The organism is Burkholderia sp. WTPI3 (genome assembly GCF_021483755.1).
Taxonomy (GTDB): Bacteria; Pseudomonadota; Gammaproteobacteria; order Burkholderiales; family Burkholderiaceae; genus Burkholderia.
The window spans coordinates 37,548-53,393 of sequence record NZ_JAGIXF010000052.1 but is presented as its reverse complement, the minus strand read 5'-3'; the positions used below and the strand labels follow the sequence as shown (position 1 = coordinate 53,393).

Below are 15,846 nucleotides of genomic sequence, written 5' to 3'. Positions count from 1 at the left end.
GAAGCCGCGACGCAGCGCCACGCAGAAGCGATCGCAGAAGCCGAAGCGCTCGCGCTGCGTCACACGCAGGCCATCGCCGAAGCGGAAGCCGCCGCGCAGCGTCACGTCGACGCGACCGCCGAGGCCGAAGCCATCACGCAACGCCACGCCGAAGCGATCGCGCAGGCCGAAGCCGCTGCCGAGCGCCACACGAAGGCCATCGCCGACGCGGAAGCGTTGGTCGAAGCCGTCGTGAAGGAAGCCGCTGCGACTGCCGCTGCGCCTGCAGCCGCAGCGGCAGTCGCCGCCGAAGTCGTCGAACCGGCAGCCGAGCCGGTCGGGGAGGCAGTCGCCCCGGTAGCAGCCGATGCCGCCGGCGCAGCGCCGGCGAACGCAGGCGCCGCGATCGAAGTCGCCCCCGCCGCCGAAGCAACCGATGCAGCCGACGCCACGGCCGACAAATCGACGCTGCACGTCGCCCGTCCGTCGCAAAACGAGCTGACGCTGACCGTCAACGGCCAGTCGATCACGCTGCACCCGGAGCAACTGGGCCAGCTGATCGAGGAGCTCGCGCATGCGCGCGCGTCGATGCAGCCGGAACCGCCGCCGGGCATCCCGGCCGGCTGGCGCTTCGTGACGACAAAGAACCCGATGATGGCCGTGCAGAAGCAGTCGAACGGCGATCGCCTGCTGGTCGCGCGCCACACCGGCTACGGCTGGGTGCCGTTCACGTTCTCGCCGGACGTCGTGATCCAGATGTACATGATGCTGACGCAGCGGTAAGCACGCGCGGCCTGCGCCGCAAACGAAACAGCCCGACCGGTTCGCACCGGTCGGGCTGTTTGCCCTCCGAAGTCCGGGAGCGCGCAGCCGGCCTGCGCCGGCCGCCGCTCAGCGCTCCACCGGCGCCTGAACGCGCGCCTTCCACTGACCGCCCTTGCCGCGCCAGTAGCGCCACGCGGACGCGAACGTCGCGCCGACGTAGAACAGCGCGACGAGCGGCAGCGCGGGCGCCCACAGCGGCGAGCGCCGGTAGTAGCGCAGCATCGGTGCATACGCGGTGCACATCGACGCCCATGCGAGCCACGCCGGCCATGCGCGCGCACCGTACACGAGCGCGGCGACCGGCGGCACGAGATAGATGATCGTCATCCCGAGCAGCGTGCCGGCGAGCAGCAGCGGCGAATAGTGAAGCTGGGTGAACGCGGTGCGCGCGATCATGTTCCAGATGTCGCGCCAGCTGTCGTATGGGCGCAGCGACACGCTGCGGTCGGCCAGGTCGAGCCGGATCGGATGCCGGCCGCTGCCGCGATGCTTGATCTGCGCGGCGAGACTGCAGTCGTCGATCAGCGCACCGCGGATCGATTCGATGCCGCCCGCCTCCTCGAGCGCGGTGCGCCTGACGAGCATGCAGCCGCCGGCCGCGCCGGCTGTCCGGTTACGCGGATTGTTGATCCACGAGAACGGATAGAGCTTCGCGAAGAAGAACACGAAGGCCGGGATCAGCGCCTTTTCCCAGAACGAATCGCAGCGCAGCCGCACCATCAGCGACACCAGATCGCGCTGCTCGGCTTGCGCCCGCGTGACGAGTTGCGCCACCGCGTCGGGCGGATGCCCGATGTCGGCATCGGTCAGCAGAAGATAGTCGGCCGGCAGCCCGAGCGTACGAACCGCCGCGATGCCCTGCGACTGCGCCCACACCTTGCCCGACCAGCCGGCCGGCAACGGCTTCGCGGCCAGCACCGTCAGGCGGTCGGCGCGGTTGATCGCAAGCGCGGCCGCGCGGGCGGCGTCGGCCGTGCCGTCGTCGCTGTGGTCGTCCACGATGATCAGATGAAACTCGCCCGGATAATCCTGCTCGAGCAGCGACGTCGCCGCGCGAGCGATCACGTCGACCTCGTTGCGCGCCGGCACGACCGCGACGACGGCCGGCCAGCCGGCTTCGGCAGCAGCGCCGCGCGCGTCGGGCGGCAACGCCCGCGCCGGGCGTGCACGCCAGAAGCCGCCGCGCGCGACGAGCAGCACGATCCAGATCAGCAGCGACAGGCCCGATACAAGGAACGTCAGCGCGAGCATCATCGGCACACCTCCCGCCGGGTGCCGGCCCGCTCAATCGGGGTCGGAGTGAAAACACCCAAATCCGCATGGGCGGCAGGGCAATACGCGTAAGAATCGACGATCATCGAATGGCCTTGAAATGAGCGCGACGCCGGGCAGCCGGACAGGCTGCCCGCGAAACCGCGCAGTTTACCGGGTTCCGCGCCCGCGAGCGCCGACGGGGCGCTGCGGCGATTGCAACAGCGCCGATACGGCACCAAAGCAAGGACGGCCCGATAGAGTTAAAATGCGCGATTAATTCGGGGTTCCGAGGCCTGGCTTGGCCGGTTCGTTTCCTGCCTTCATAACATCAAGCCGGGGCGAGCGGGCAGTGCCAGCTCCTCGAACCCCGGCGTCTGTCGTCGGAGTTCGCTCACCTATGCGAGTCATCCTTGCCCAGCCCCGCGGCTTTTGTGCGGGGGTTGTCCGTGCGATCGAGATCGTCGATCGCGCGCTGCAACAGCACGGCTCGCCGGTCTATGTGCGTCACGAAATCGTGCATAACCGGCATGTCGTCGAAAACCTGCGCAATAAAGGGGCGCGATTCGTTGAGGAGCTCGACGAGGTGCCTCATGGCGCCGTGGCGATCTTCAGCGCACACGGTGTCGCCCAGACGGTCGAGCGTGATGCGCAAACGCGCGGGCTCGACGTGCTCGACGCCACGTGCCCGCTCGTCACGAAAGTGCACGTGCAGGGCCGGCAATACGTCGCGGCGGGCCGCCGGCTGATCCTGATCGGCCATGCGGGCCATCCGGAAGTCGAGGGCACGATCGGCCAAATTCCGGCCGAGGTGATCCTCGTGCAGAGCGAAGCCGAAGTCGGTACGCTGACGCTGCCGGTCGATACGCCGGTGGCATACGTCACGCAGACGACTTTGTCGGTCGACGACACGCGCGGCATCATCGAAGCGCTGCAGCGCCGGTTCACCGACATCGTCGGCCCGGACACGCGCGACATCTGCTACGCGACGCAAAACCGCCAGGCCGCCGTGCGCGAACTGAGCGAGCAGGTCGACGTGCTGCTGGTCGTCGGTGCGACGAACAGCTCGAACTCGAACCGCCTGCGCGAGATCGGCACCGAAAGCGGTGTGCCGAGCTATCTCGTCGCCGACGGCTCGGAAGTGAAAGCCGAATGGTTCGCGGGCGTGCAGACGGTCGGTCTGACCGCCGGCGCGTCGGCACCCGAGGAAATGGTTGAGGATGTAATCAGTGCGCTGCGCGCGCTGGGGCCCGTCGATGTCGCGACGATGGCGGGCCGTGAGGAAAAAGTCGAATTCAAGTTGCCGGCGAAGCTTACGCAAGCTGTCGCCCGCGAAGTTTAAGGAGGACATCTCTTGTCTATTCCGCTGCTCCAGCAAGTCCGCGTCGGCGCATACATCATGCGCCAACACCTGTCCGGCAACAAACGCTATCCGCTCGCGCTGATGCTCGAGCCGCTGTTCCGCTGCAACCTCGCCTGTAACGGCTGCGGCAAGATCGATTATCCGGACCCGATCCTGAACCAGCGCCTGTCCGTCGAGGAATGCCTGGAAGCCGTCGACGAGTGCGGCGCGCCCATCGTGTCGATCGCCGGTGGCGAGCCGCTGCTCCACAAGGAGATGCCGGAAATCGTCAAGGGCATCATGAAGCGCAAGAAGTTCGTGTACCTGTGCACGAACGCGCTGCTGATGGAAAAGAAGATGGACGACTACGAGCCGAATCCGTATTTCGTCTGGTCGGTCCACCTCGACGGCGACAAGGACATGCACGATCATTCCGTGTCGCAGGAAGGCGTGTACGACAAGGCGGTCGCGGCCATCAAGGAAGCGAAGCGCCGCGGCTTCCGCGTGAACATCAACTGCACGCTGTTCAACGATGCGATCCCCGAGCGCGTCGCGAAGTTCTTCGACACGCTGGGGCCGATCGGCGTCGACGGCATCACGGTTTCGCCGGGCTACGCGTACGAGCGCGCCCCGGATCAGCAGCACTTCCTGAACCGCGACAAGACGAAGAACCTGTTCCGCGAAATCCTGAAGCGCGGCGAAGGCGGCAAGCGCTGGTCGTTCAGCCAGTCGTCGCTGTTCCTCGACTTCCTAGCCGGCAACCAGACGTACAAGTGCACGCCGTGGGGCAACCCGGCGCGTACCGTGTTCGGCTGGCAGAAGCCGTGCTATCTGGTCGGCGAAGGTTACGTGAAGACCTTCAAGGAACTGATGGAAGACACGAACTGGGACAACTACGGCGTCGGCAACTACGAAAAGTGCGCGGACTGCATGGTCCACTGCGGCTTCGAAGCCACCGCCGTGATGGACACGATCTCGCATCCGCTGAAGGCACTGCGCGTGAGCAAGAAGGGCATCAAGACCGACGGCCCGTTCGCACCGGACATCTCGATCGCGAAGCAGCGCCCGGCCGAGTACGTGTTCTCGCGCCACGTCGAGATCAAGCTCGAGGAAATCCAGCGCGCAGGCAAGGGCAAGCTGCAGAAGCCGGCAAAGCCGGCAACGGCGGCTTAAGCGCGTTTCGCTGCGCGAAAGGCTTACGCCTTCGCACGAGCGGGCAACGAAGAAGCGCCACGGAGTTCGCTCCGTGGCGCTTTTGTTTGGCCGGCAGCCGTCATGAGACAACGCGTGCGTTCGCGCATATGCCTGCGAACGCCGCCCGCCTAGTGCCGCGACTCCGCCGCCGCGATCAGTTGCCACGCGGTCGGCCCGCGATCGAGCAGCGGGTCGGAAGGCGGGTCGAGATCGTGCCGATGCGCATCGTCGGACGGCAACGTCTGCGACTTCGCGATGCCGATTTCGTCGCCGCACACGGTACACCGATAGATGCCCGCCACCGTCACCTTGCTGCCGGGCAGCAGATTCTCGCTGAATGCGCGGCCGCTTCCGCACGTGAAGTAGCCGCCGATCCTGTATAGCGCCATCGCGCCTCCTGAACGAAACGAATGCGTTCGCGCCGACACGCGCGATCGTCGCGAGCGCGAGGGTGGATCGTCATCGCCCGTACGCGTGCGGGCTGCCGTGATGCCCCTGGACGGCGAGAACCGGCCTCGGGGGCCGGTCGCGTGGCAGCCGCTCAATGCAGAACGGCCGGTTTCCGCATCTTCGATGCCGCCTGCTCGACCAGGGCCGGTTGCCCGGCGGATGCGAACGCGCACACGTGATTCCACAGCTCGGCCAGCCGATGCCGCGTGAGCGTCGCGACGCATGCGTCGTTCGCGGCGAGCACGCGTTCGAGCACCGCGCATTCGTCCTCGTGCAGCGTCCATGCGCCGCTTCGCGCGGCGCGCGCCACGCTCGCGTCGAGCGCCCGCTCCGCCTCGACGCACAGGTCGATGCTCGCATCGGCACATACGTCGTCGTCGAGCGCGAGGAACACCAGATAGACGCTCGTGCGCAACCGCATCAGCAACGTTTCGCTGCCGTGCTCGCCGCGCAGCGCGACGAGCGCCATGTGGCATTTCAGCGAGATGTCGCGCACATGCGCAGGCGGCAGCGGCAGCAGCCATTCGCGGGTCAGCGGCGCGTGCCGACGGCCTTTTCGGACAGCCTTCATGATTCGCACTCGCTTGCAAACGCATCGTCCGCGATGAACACCGGCCATGCCGTTCGGCACGCGACCGCGCTACGGCTCGCGTCCCGCCGGCCGTTCGCAGGACGCCGGGCGTCGTACGCGTCGGCCCGCCACCACGTCGCACGCTCGCCGCGAAACCGGCGCAATGCCGACGTGCGCAACACGTCGGGGAATCGATTCGGACATCCCATTCGCGTCTCCCGCATCAGAACGTGTTCTCGCCCTTCAGGTAGTACGCGGTCTTCACGAAGAACGCCTGCACCGGATGGCCGCTCCGCGCGGCGCTGTCCGCACGTGCTTCCATCGCGGCCTTCTGCTCGCGCGAACGGTCCGGCATCGGGTTCCTCACCCGCTCCAGCGCGCGTTGCATCGCGAGCGGATAGTTCTGGTTGCCGGCCGTTGTCGCGCGAAAGCCGGCACGCGTCATCTGCATCAGCTGCACGTTGGTTTCGGCACGCGCCGCCGACCAGTTCAACGGCGCGGCGTTCGGCTGCCATTCGGTATTGGATGCCTGTGCGAAGCTCGCGGCGGGCAGCGCGGCAAGCGTAACGGACAGGGCAGCAAGGGAAACGAGGGATCGCATCGTGGCCTCCAGATGGTTGCGTCCGCATCGATCGTCGTCGATGCCGTGCAGTCATCGTATGTCGCGTCGCAATGCGCTTGAATAGCCGATTCCGCAATTGATATTTTCAGCGCGAAAATCCGGGCCGCGATCCACGTGAATCGCCATTGCTGCCGAACCGGAATTTCTTCATTTCATTCAATGACCTGATCGCGTCTTTCCAGGCGATTCGCCGTCGCGCATCCCGCGTTTTTTCAGTTTTCGAAATGAAATATTGCCTGCGCGGGAAGCGGCCGCAGCCCTTGCCGGCGCGGCTTTCGGCACGATGCGACGCATACGGACACGAGCGAGAACGGCACCGCGCTGCAAGCCGAATACCAGGACGCATAGCCCATCCTCCGCGCCGAAATCCCGCTCCGCGACAAGACGTGTCCGACAAGGAAGCGCGATAATTGCGCATCGGCCGTCGTCACGGCTCTCACGCATTCCCTTTTCTTCTCGAGTCCCGCCATGGCTGCCATCGACACCACTGCCATCGATAGTTGGCACGCACACGTCTACTTCGACGCCGCGAGCCGCGACGCGGCCTGGGCGTTTCGCCTGATCGTCGAAGGGCGATTCGGCGCGGTCATCGAACTCGGCCGCTTTCACGAACGCCTCGTCGGCCCGCACCCGGCGTGGTCGTACCAGATCGCGTTCGACGCCGCGCAGTTCGACACCATCGTGCCGTGGCTCGTGCTGAATCACGGCGCGCTTGATATCTTCCTGCATCCGAACACGAACGACGAATTGCGCGACCATCGCGATAGCGCGGTATGGATCGGCAAGTCGTACGTGCTGAATCTCGACGCGCTGGCTGGCTGACCGGCGCACCGGCCGCCCCGTCGACGGCCGGTGCGCGGCCCCATCCGGCAAACGCCGCAGCCACGTTTCGGCTTGGGCTGAAACGTCCGGCGCCGCCGCGTCACTACAGTGGTTCCGTTATCCACGCCTGCCGGAGCCCACCATGACCCACACCGACACCGATGCGCGACGCATTCACGAGAACTGGCACGCCGCCGTCGTCGCACGCGACTTCGACGCGCTGATGTCGCTGTACGCGGACGACGCGATACTCGAAACGCCGCTCGTCGTCGTCACGCTGCCCGACCGCGGCTGCGGCGTGCTGCACGGCAAGGCGGCGATCGGCGAATTCTTCGCGGCGGGCCTGCGCAATCAGGGAAACAAACTCGGACGCTGGTACCGGACCGGGCAGTTCTTTTCGAACGGACAGCAAATCACTTGGGAATATCCGCGCGAAGCGCCGGAAGGCGATCAGGTCGATCTCGTCGAAGTGATGGATCTGCGCGACGGGCTGATCGCCCATCATCGCGTCTACTGGGGGTGGGTCGGGTTCATGGCGCTGCGCGACGCCGCGGCTCGAACGGCCGGGCGCGGATGAGAGCCGTCGCGCCCCGCACGCTCACGCGACATACATCGCGACACTGACGAACTGGCACAGGCTGCCGGCCAGCACGAAAAGGTGCCAGATGCCGTGCCCGTGGCGAATACGCTCGTCGTTGATGAAGAAATAGATGCCGGCGCTGTAGATCACGCCGCCGGCCACGAGCCATGCGGCACCGACCGGCGGCAACGCGTGGATCAGCGGACGGATCGCGACGAGCGCGAGCCAGCCCATCAGCACGTAGAGCACCATCGACACGATGCGCGTGCGCCGCCCCAGCGTGAGTTCCTGCGCGATCCCGAACGCGGCAAGCCCCCAGCTCACGCCGAACAGCGACCAGCCCCACGGGCCGCGCAGCGTGACGAGCGTGAACGGCGTGTAGCTGCCCGCGATCAGCAGATAGATGGCCGAATGATCGCACTTCTGCAGGATCGCCTTGAGCCGCGGATTGCGCACGCTGTGATACGCCGTCGAGATCGCGTAGAGCAGGATCAGCATCGCGCCGTACACGCTGAAGCTCACAATCTTGTAAGGATCGTGGTCGAGTGCGCCCATCGTCACCAGCGCGACCAGCCCTGCCACCGACAGCACCGCGCCGACGAGATGGGAAATGCTGTTGAAACGCTCACCGACATGCACGGCGGATTCTCCTGCGCGGATTCATCGGAAAAAAGAGAGGCATATGATACCGGTCGCTCGATTAAGCCGTACTGAAGCCGGTCAAACGCCGCGGTTACGGCCAGGCGACGCGCACCATCCAGCCCCAAAAAGAAAAAGCGCCGCGAATACCTTCGCGGCGCTTCCTGGTCCATCACCGGCCGGCCTTACCGGGCGGCTTCTTCGGCCCGGTTCAGCAGCACTTCCCTGCCCCCGACCCGTACCGCGCATTCTGGCGTTCGCGGAAGAATGCCTCGTACGTCATCGGCTCGCGGTCCGGATGGGTTTCACGCATGTGCGCGACGTAGGTGTCGTAGTCGGGCAGGCCGACCATCAGCCGCAACGCCTGCCCGAGATAACGCCCCGCGCTGCGCAGGTCGCTGCCAAGATCGCTGAACATCGCGGCCTCCCGTTATCGGCCGCTGCCGAGCGCCTGCGCGGCCGGCATCGGCTCGTACGGCGTCTCGCGCACGGTCGGCTTCGACTCGCGGCGCGCGCGCAGCACGGCAATCACGCCGTACACCGCGATCGCCACGACGACGAAGATGAACAGGCCGGCCAGCGCCGCATCGATGTAGTCGTTGAAGATGATCCGCTGCATCTGCGCGATCGACTTCGCCGGTGCCAGCACCTTGCCTTCGTCCACCGCGGCCTGCAGCTTCGCGGCGTGCGCGAGGAAGCTGACCTTCGGATTCGCGTCGAAGATCTTCTGCCAGCCGGCCGTCAGCGTGCAGATCAGCAGCCACACGGTCGGCACGATCGTCACCCACGCATAACGCTCGCGCTTCATCTTGAACAGCACGACAGTGCCGAGCACCAGCGCGATCGCGGCGAGCATCTGGTTCGAGATGCCGAACAGCGGCCACAGCGTATTGATGCCGCCGAGCGGATCGACCACGCCCTGATACAGGAAGTAGCCCCACGCGGCCACGCACAGCGCGGTGGCGACGAGGTTCGCGGGCAGCGACTCGGTGCGCTTGAGCGCCGGGTGGAACGTGCCGAGCAGGTCCTGCAGCATGAAGCGGCCCGCACGCGTGCCGGCGTCGACGGCCGTCAGGATGAACAGCGCCTCGAACAGGATCGCGAAGTGATACCAGAACGCCATCATCGCTTCGCCGCCGATCACCTGGTGCAGGATGTGCGCCATGCCGACGGCCAGCGTCGGCGCGCCGCCCGCGCGCGCGATGATGGTCGTTTCGCCGACGGCCTTGGCCGTCTGCGTGAGCATGTCCGGCGTCAGCACGAAGCCCCATTGCGTGACGGTGTTCGCCACCGCTTCCGGCGTCGAGCCGAGCGCGGCCGCCGGCGCGTTCATCGCGAAGTAGATGCCCGGCTCGATCACGCAGGCCGCGACGAGCGCCATGATCGCGACGAACGATTCCATCAGCATCGCGCCGTAACCGATGAAGCGCGCGTTGGTTTCGTTGTCGATCAGCTTCGGCGTCGTGCCCGACGAGATCAGTGCGTGGAAGCCCGACACCGCGCCGCATGCGATCGTGATGAACAGGAACGGGAACAGGTTGCCCGACCACACCGGGCCGGTGCCGTCGACGAACTTCGTCAGCGCGGGCATCTTCAGTTCCGGTGCGACGACCAGGATGCCGATCGCGAGGCCGAGGATCGTGCCGATCTTCAGGAACGTCGACAGGTAGTCGCGCGGCGCGAGCAGCAGCCACACCGGCAGCACCGATGCGACGAAGCCGTAGCCGATCAGGATCCACGTGAGCTGCGTGCCGTTGAACGTGAACCATGCGGCGAGCGTCGGCGAATCGTGCACGGTCTGGCCGAACGCGATCGATGCCATCAGCAGCACGAAGCCGATGATCGACACTTCGCCGATGCGGCCCGGACGGATGTAGCGCGTGTAGACGCCCATGAACAGCGCGATCGGAATCGTCGCTGCGACGGTGAACGTGCCCCACGGCGAGTTCGTCAGCGCCTTCACGACGATCAGAGCGAGCACCGCGAGAATGATCACCATGATCAGGAACGCGCCGAACAGCGCGATCACGCCGGGCACCGTGCCGAGTTCCATCTTGACGAGGTCGCCGAGCGAGCGGCCGTCGCGACGCGTCGAGATGAACAGCACGATGAAGTCCTGCACCGCGCCCGCGAACACGACGCCGGCCAGGATCCAAAGCATGCCGGGCGTGTAGCCCATCTGCGCGGCGAGCACGGGCCCGACGAGCGGCCCCGCGCCGGCGATCGCGGCGAAGTGATGGCCGAACAGCACGTACTTGTTGGTCGGTACGTAGTCGAGGCCGTCGTTGTATTTCACTGCCGGCGTCATCCGCAGCCCGTCGAGCTGCATGACCTTGCTGGCGATGAAACGGCTGTAGAAGCGATATGCGATCAGATACACGCAGACCGCGGCGATCACGATCCAGAGTGCGCTGACGCGTTCGCCGTGCGCAAGTGCGATCGTCCCGAACGCGAATGCGCCGAGCAGCGCGACCGCGATCCAGAGCAGGGTGCTGGAAGCCCGATTCATGGCGTCTCCTGGTCTCCTATGTGGTTTTGAGTGGATCCGGCAAGGCGCCGAACCCGCGTGACGTCGATGCGTCGTGCCGCGTCTCGTGGAAGCCGCGGCGGTGGGCCGTAGTATTCCGCGCGACGGGGGACGCTTACAAGCGCACAACTACGTACGTGGGGCTACGTAGAATTACGTAGCCCCGGGTCGTTTCGTGTCACGGGCGCCGTCGTCGGGCGGCGATTGATCGCCGTCGACAAGCCACGTACAGTAATTACCTGCCTCGATTATGGAGCCGCCATGCCGATCGGATTTCAGAAGATGAACGCGAACGGCGACGACTTCGTCGTCGTCGACCTGCGCGGCCGGGACGCCGCGCCCCGCATCGACCGCGAGCTCGTGCGGCGCATGGGCGACCGTCGCTGCGGCATCGGCTTCAACCAGCTCGCGGTGATCTCGGACTGCGACGACGCGGCTGCCCGCGTCGCGTTCTGGAACCCCGACGGCTCCGCGCTCGATACCTGCGGCAGCGCGACGCGCGGCATCGCGTGGAAGCTGATGCGGGAGACGGGCGGGGCGTCGATCGTGCTGCGCACCAGCCGAGGGCTGCTTTCCTGTACGCAGGATGCGCACGGGCTGATCACGGTCGAGATGGGCGCGCCGCGCGTCGGCTGGCAGGACGTGCCGCTCGCCGAAGCAGCCGACACGCTCGCGCTCCCGCTGCCCGGCGCACCGGCCGCATGCAACATGGGCAATCCGCATTGCACGTTCTTCGTCGACGATCCCGGCGCGATCGATATCGAAGCGCTCGGGCCGGCGATCGAAACGCATCCGCTGTTTCCGCTGAAAACGAATGTGCATGTCGTGCAGGTGATCAGTCGCACACGTATCCGGCTGCGCATCTGGGAACGCGGCGGCGGCGTGCCGCTCGGCTCGGGCTCGTGTTCGTGCGGCGCGGTGGTCAACGGGATCCGGCGCGGGCTGCTCGACGAGACCGTGCGGGTCAGTTGCGATGGCGGGGATGTCGTCGTGCGGTGGGACGGCGCCGGCAGCGTGTTGCTGAGCGGGCCGGTCGCGTTCGGCTTCGACGGGGTGTGGACGGAGTGACGATGCCGGCGAGGCGGTCGCCGGCAAAAGCGACATGCCCGGCCCGGTACATGCAGGATGCACCGGGCCGCGTGCATCAGTGCTTGTCGTCGATCTGCTTCGGCTTCGGCGGCGACGGCACCTTCGCGTACTGGAACGCCGGCGTCGCCTTCAGCGCATCCTTCGTCGCGCCCGGCAGGTAGATGTTGCCCTTGCGCACGTCGAGCGACGCGATCGGCACCGCGACGTCGTGCGCCGCCACGCCGAGGAAGCCGCCGGCCGACACGATCGCCGCGGACACCGAGCCGTCCGGTGCGACGATCAGGTCGCGCACCGTCCCGACCTTCTGGTTCGCGTCGTTGTACACGGCCTTGCCGAGCACGCTCTTCTTCACGCTCCAGCCTTCGAGCAGCGCTTGCGACTGTTCGACGGTGACGCTGAGCGGCTGCGCGCCGGCGATCTGCGCGTGCGCGCTGACGCTCGATGCGAGTACGGTTGCTGCGATGAGGGTCTTGTAGAACTTCATGTGCATGGCACTCCGGTTCGATTGTTGTTGATTCCGGGAGCGAAACGACGCGGGCGCAACGGCTGACCGGTGCGCGCCCCGCGCTTCGTCGATGGCGTGGCGGCCGGCCGCACCGCCACTGCGTGTACGCTCGGCGGACCGGCGTGGCCGGCCCGCATGCAACACGGCTTCATGGTAGCGGCATTCGCACGATCGTGCGTTCGGGAGGCAACGTCGCAGGCGGGTCGAGCCGGACGAAGATCAACGATGGCGTGAATAGGCGGCGAACGCGTCGCATCCGGCACGAGCGCGGCGCGAAAAAACGGCGGCGTGCGCGTCGATCGGGACAACATCGCAGACGCGCGCGGCGGTGGCGGGGCACTGCCCCGCCACCGCTGCATCACGCGTTGCGCGAATACACGCGCCGATGCCGCACCGCTTCGGCCAGCACGTCGAGCACCGGCTCCGTCTGCGTCCAGCTCAGGCAAGCATCGGTGATCGACACGCCGTACTGCAACGGCACGCCCGGCTTCAGGTCCTGACGTCCGGCCTCGAGATGACTTTCGACCATCACGCCGACGATCCGGTGCTCGCCCTGCGACAACTGCCGCGCGAGATCCTGTGCGACCTCGATCTGCCGTTCGTGCGACTTGTTCGAGTTCGCGTGCGAGCAATCGACCATCACCTGCTCGCGCAACCCGCTCTTGCGCAGCACCGCGCAGCTCGCCTCGACATGCCCGGCATCGTAATTCGGCCCGTTCTTGCCGCCGCGCAGGATCACGTGCGCGTCGTCGTTGCCGCGCGTCTCGAAGATCGCGGCCATCCCCATCTTCGTCATCCCCATGAACGCGTGGCTCGCGCGCGCGGCGACGATCGCGTCCGATGCGACCTGCACGCCGCCGTCGGTGCCGTTCTTGAAGCCGATCGGGCAGCTCAGCCCCGACGCGAGCTGGCGATGGCTTTGGCTCTCGGTGGTGCGCGCGCCGATCGCGCCCCACGCGATCAGGTCCGCGATGTACTGCGGGCTCAGCAGGTCGAGGAATTCGGTCGATGCCGGCAGGCCGAGCGCGTTGATGTCGAGCAGCAGTTGCCGCGCGGCGCGCAGCCCTTCGTTGATCCGGAAGCTGCCGTCCAGACGCGGATCGTTGATGTAGCCCTTCCAGCCGACCGTCGTGCGCGGCTTCTCGAAGTACACGCGCATCGTGATCAGCAGATCGTCCTTCAGCGCATCGGCGGCAGCCTTCAGCCGGCGCGCGTATTCGAGCGCCTGGCCGTGGTCGTGAATCGAGCACGGGCCGACGACGAGCAGCAGACGGTCGTCGCGGCCGTGCAGGATGTCGCCGATCGCGCGGCGCGTGTCCTCGACGAGCGTCTGCGTGCCGGCCGGCACCGGCAGCTCGTCCTGCAACAGCGCCGGCGAGATCAGCGGACGCACCGCGCCGATGCGGACGTCGTCGATGCGCGTGGTGTCCTGCGTCGCGTCGGCGCTGCCTACCTCGCGATCGTGGGAAGGATTGTCGAGGTTCTGCATGGCGATTCTCCGGGACGTCTGTAATGATGGGGAGGCTCGATTATGGCACTCGCGCGGGGCGGCAGCGCCGCGCGACGGGGGCTGCGATCGACATCGACACACCGGTGCGCGACCCGTTCCGCGCGTGCCGGCCGTTCGGCCGAGTGGTCGCGCGTCACGGAAGCGCCGTACGATCGTGGCTGTCCGCTGCCGAAGCGCGACGCCGCTTCTGTCGGAACCGGCGCGCACGGAACAGGGCTGGCGCGTCAACACGGATCTCGGTTCGGCGCCGGGCGCCGCCGCGTCGAGGATCTGCTGTTCCGGCTCGTCGACGCAGGCGCCACGCGAATCGTCGTCGGCTGAACCGCTTCTTCATCACACACACATGAACTTGAAAAAGACGCTCGCTGCCTTGCTGCTGTGCATCGCATTGCCCGCATCGGCCGAAGTCACCACGGAAGTGCTGTGCTTCAGGACGACGGGCGACAAACCCGTGCGCTTCGAGTTGCGCACGTATTACGACGACGTGGCCAAGTGGCAAGGCGGCGTCGTCCGGTATGCAAAATCGAAAACGGCCATCCCGCTGCTGTTCGAGCACCAGGATCAGGAAGAACTCGCGGAAGGCCGTCCGTACCAGTTCACGACCACGTGGTGGGAAATGGTCGACGGCAAGATCAACGGCGAATACGAGATGATGAGCCAGGGTGCGATCGTGTATTCGATGACGTACACCAATGCGCGCACCGGCAAGAAGACCGATTTCGAGTGGGCACGGGACGTCGATGCGTCCGCGCAGGCGGGGTGCCGCTGGTAATGGGGGTTCGTGCCGCGCCGCGGTGCGGGTTCGTCATCCGGCACGCCCGCGTGCGCGCCGGTGCAGTGCCGCCTCCGGCGGTCCGTCAGCCCGCGTCGGCCGGCGGGTCGACGTCGATGCCGAGTTCGGCCGCCATCCGCTGAACGAACGCGTTCAGTCGCGCGACTTCATCGGAAAGGCGCTTCTGCTCGGCCTTCAGTGCCTCGAACTCGGACGGCGGAACGGAATCCGAGCCGCTGCCCGCCTCCGCGCTGGCGAAATCGGCCAGGTTCACCTCGCCGCACATCAGGTGCATCCAGCGGTTCTCGCGCGCGCCTGGTGCGCGCGGCAGCCGGACGACGAGCGGCTGCGCACGCGCGGCGAGTTCGTCGAGGAACGCCTCGACCGACGAGATGTCCGCGAAGCCGTGCAGGCGCGCACTGTTCAGGCGCAGTTCGGCGGCCGTCTGCGGGCCGCGCAGCAGCAGGACCGTCAGCAGCGCGATCGCCTGGCTCGGGATGCCGAGCACGCGGTTCGCGTTGTGTTCGAAACGCGGCACGCGGCTGCTGCTGCCCTCCATCACGAGGCTCAGGTGCTTGAGCCCGTCGAGCGCGGTCGTGACTTCGTCTTCGCTGACGTTCATCACTGGCGAGCGCGCGGTTTTCTGGTTGCAGCCCGAGGTCAGCGCATTCAGCGACAGCGGATAGGTGTCCGGCACCGTGTGCTGCTTCTCGACGAGCACCCCGAGAATGCGGGCCTCGAGGGGCGTGAGTTCGCGCAGGGCGCGTGGCGTGGGCATGTCCGGCGTGGTGTTCATGGGTGGCGTCGCAGCGTGCAGCAGATGAAGGGAAACGGTCGCGGCCCGTGCGGCGTCGCGCGCGGGCGAGCCATATGATAGCTCGCGGCGTGGCGCCCGGCGCCGCTTGCCGCGAGCGCGCACTTGCCACAGCCGGCTTTCGTCCAACGGTTCGGCCACGCGCCGCCGCGCGGCAATGGCGGCGTGCCGCGCCGCGCAATGGCGCTCCGAGCACCTGGCGGCAATCGGCCCACGCGCGGCTTCGCCCGCTCGTTTGCGTGTCGCGCAGGCCGGCGCTACGATACGCGTTCACCCCGACACGCGAGCGCTTCGCGCACCGCGCCGATACCGCGCATTGCCCGTGTCGCCGCGCATGCGCGCCGCCCGTCGACA

General features: G+C 66.9%; 16 protein-coding genes and 1 pseudogene. 7 read left to right on the top strand and 10 right to left on the bottom strand.

What is annotated here, in order from left to right; genetic code table 11:
• A pseudogene (locus J7024_RS24810) lies at positions 1-762 on the top strand (phage tail protein); the annotation flags it as partial.
• Positions 763-870: 108 nt separating this feature from the next.
• Here J7024_RS24810 and J7024_RS24805 read toward each other — a convergent pair.
• Positions 871-2,058, bottom strand: a complete 1,188-nt coding sequence (locus J7024_RS24805; protein WP_124826716.1) for a glycosyltransferase — start codon at positions 2,056-2,058, stop codon at positions 871-873.
• Positions 2,059-2,455: 397 nt separating this feature from the next.
• On the opposite strand from J7024_RS24805, the gene ispH reads away from it, so the two are divergent.
• Both ispH and hpnH read left to right on the top strand, forming a co-directional pair.
• A complete protein-coding gene (gene ispH, locus J7024_RS24800) occupies positions 2,456-3,397 on the top strand; it encodes a 4-hydroxy-3-methylbut-2-enyl diphosphate reductase (protein ID WP_096507844.1) in 942 nt (313 codons plus the stop codon).
• Positions 3,398-3,409: 12 nt separating this feature from the next.
• A complete protein-coding gene (hpnH, locus tag J7024_RS24795) occupies positions 3,410-4,570 on the top strand; it encodes an adenosyl-hopene transferase HpnH (protein ID WP_175750610.1) in 1,161 nt (386 codons plus the stop codon).
• Between the two features lie 149 nt (positions 4,571-4,719).
• On the opposite strand, the gene J7024_RS24790 is transcribed toward hpnH, so the two are convergent.
• From J7024_RS24790 to J7024_RS24780, 3 genes are all read right to left on the bottom strand, one after another.
• Positions 4,720-4,980, bottom strand: coding sequence for a hypothetical protein (locus tag J7024_RS24790; RefSeq protein WP_124826719.1), 261 nt, complete (start codon positions 4,978-4,980; stop codon positions 4,720-4,722).
• Between the two features lie 152 nt (positions 4,981-5,132).
• A complete protein-coding gene (locus J7024_RS24785) occupies positions 5,133-5,612 on the bottom strand; it encodes a hypothetical protein (RefSeq protein ID WP_124826720.1) in 480 nt (159 codons plus the stop codon).
• A 223-nt stretch (positions 5,613-5,835) separates the two neighbouring features.
• A complete protein-coding gene (locus J7024_RS24780; RefSeq protein ID WP_175750609.1) occupies positions 5,836-6,213 on the bottom strand; it encodes a hypothetical protein in 378 nt (125 codons plus the stop codon).
• A gap of 489 nt (positions 6,214-6,702) precedes the next feature.
• On the opposite strand from J7024_RS24780, the gene J7024_RS24775 reads away from it, so the two are divergent.
• Both J7024_RS24775 and J7024_RS24770 read left to right on the top strand, forming a co-directional pair.
• Complete coding sequence (locus J7024_RS24775; RefSeq protein WP_124826723.1) at positions 6,703-7,056, top strand: DOPA 4,5-dioxygenase family protein; 354 nt, start codon at positions 6,703-6,705, stop codon at positions 7,054-7,056.
• 142 nt (positions 7,057-7,198) lie between these two features.
• The gene (locus J7024_RS24770) at positions 7,199-7,633 is read left to right on the top strand and encodes a nuclear transport factor 2 family protein (protein ID WP_124826724.1); all 435 of its coding nucleotides are present in this window, start codon (positions 7,199-7,201) and stop codon (positions 7,631-7,633) included.
• Between the two features lie 21 nt (positions 7,634-7,654).
• Here J7024_RS24770 and trhA read toward each other — a convergent pair whose 3' ends face one another.
• From trhA to J7024_RS24755, 3 genes are all read right to left on the bottom strand, one after another.
• Complete coding sequence (gene trhA, locus J7024_RS24765; protein WP_124826725.1) at positions 7,655-8,275, bottom strand: PAQR family membrane homeostasis protein TrhA; 621 nt, start codon at positions 8,273-8,275, stop codon at positions 7,655-7,657.
• Positions 8,276-8,486: 211 nt separating this feature from the next.
• A complete protein-coding gene (locus J7024_RS24760) occupies positions 8,487-8,693 on the bottom strand; it encodes a YbdD/YjiX family protein (RefSeq protein WP_014900797.1) in 207 nt (68 codons plus the stop codon).
• 12 nt (positions 8,694-8,705) lie between these two features.
• Positions 8,706-10,784: a carbon starvation CstA family protein gene (locus J7024_RS24755; RefSeq protein WP_234745559.1), complete on the bottom strand. Its 2,079-nt coding sequence runs from the start codon at positions 10,782-10,784 to the stop codon at positions 8,706-8,708.
• A 279-nt stretch (positions 10,785-11,063) separates the two neighbouring features.
• On the opposite strand from J7024_RS24755, the gene dapF reads away from it, so the two are divergent.
• Positions 11,064-11,870 carry a diaminopimelate epimerase gene (gene dapF, locus J7024_RS24750; protein WP_124826726.1) on the top strand — a complete coding sequence of 269 codons (807 nt, stop codon included), beginning with the start codon at positions 11,064-11,066 and terminating at the stop codon, positions 11,868-11,870.
• Between the two features lie 76 nt (positions 11,871-11,946).
• Here dapF and J7024_RS24745 read toward each other — a convergent pair whose 3' ends face one another.
• Positions 11,947-12,375: a PRC-barrel domain-containing protein gene (locus J7024_RS24745; protein WP_124826727.1), complete on the bottom strand. Its 429-nt coding sequence runs from the start codon at positions 12,373-12,375 to the stop codon at positions 11,947-11,949.
• Between the two features lie 379 nt (positions 12,376-12,754).
• A complete protein-coding gene (locus J7024_RS24740; protein ID WP_124826728.1) occupies positions 12,755-13,885 on the bottom strand; it encodes a 3-deoxy-7-phosphoheptulonate synthase in 1,131 nt (376 codons plus the stop codon).
• 364 nt (positions 13,886-14,249) lie between these two features.
• Between J7024_RS24740 and J7024_RS24735 the strand changes: the two genes are divergently transcribed.
• The gene (locus tag J7024_RS24735; protein ID WP_233410048.1) at positions 14,250-14,678 is read left to right on the top strand and encodes a hypothetical protein; all 429 of its coding nucleotides are present in this window, start codon (positions 14,250-14,252) and stop codon (positions 14,676-14,678) included.
• Positions 14,679-14,763: 85 nt separating this feature from the next.
• Here J7024_RS24735 and J7024_RS24730 read toward each other — a convergent pair whose 3' ends face one another.
• A complete protein-coding gene (locus J7024_RS24730; RefSeq protein ID WP_124826729.1) occupies positions 14,764-15,474 on the bottom strand; it encodes a YceH family protein in 711 nt (236 codons plus the stop codon).
• Positions 15,475-15,846: the final 372 nt, after the last annotated feature.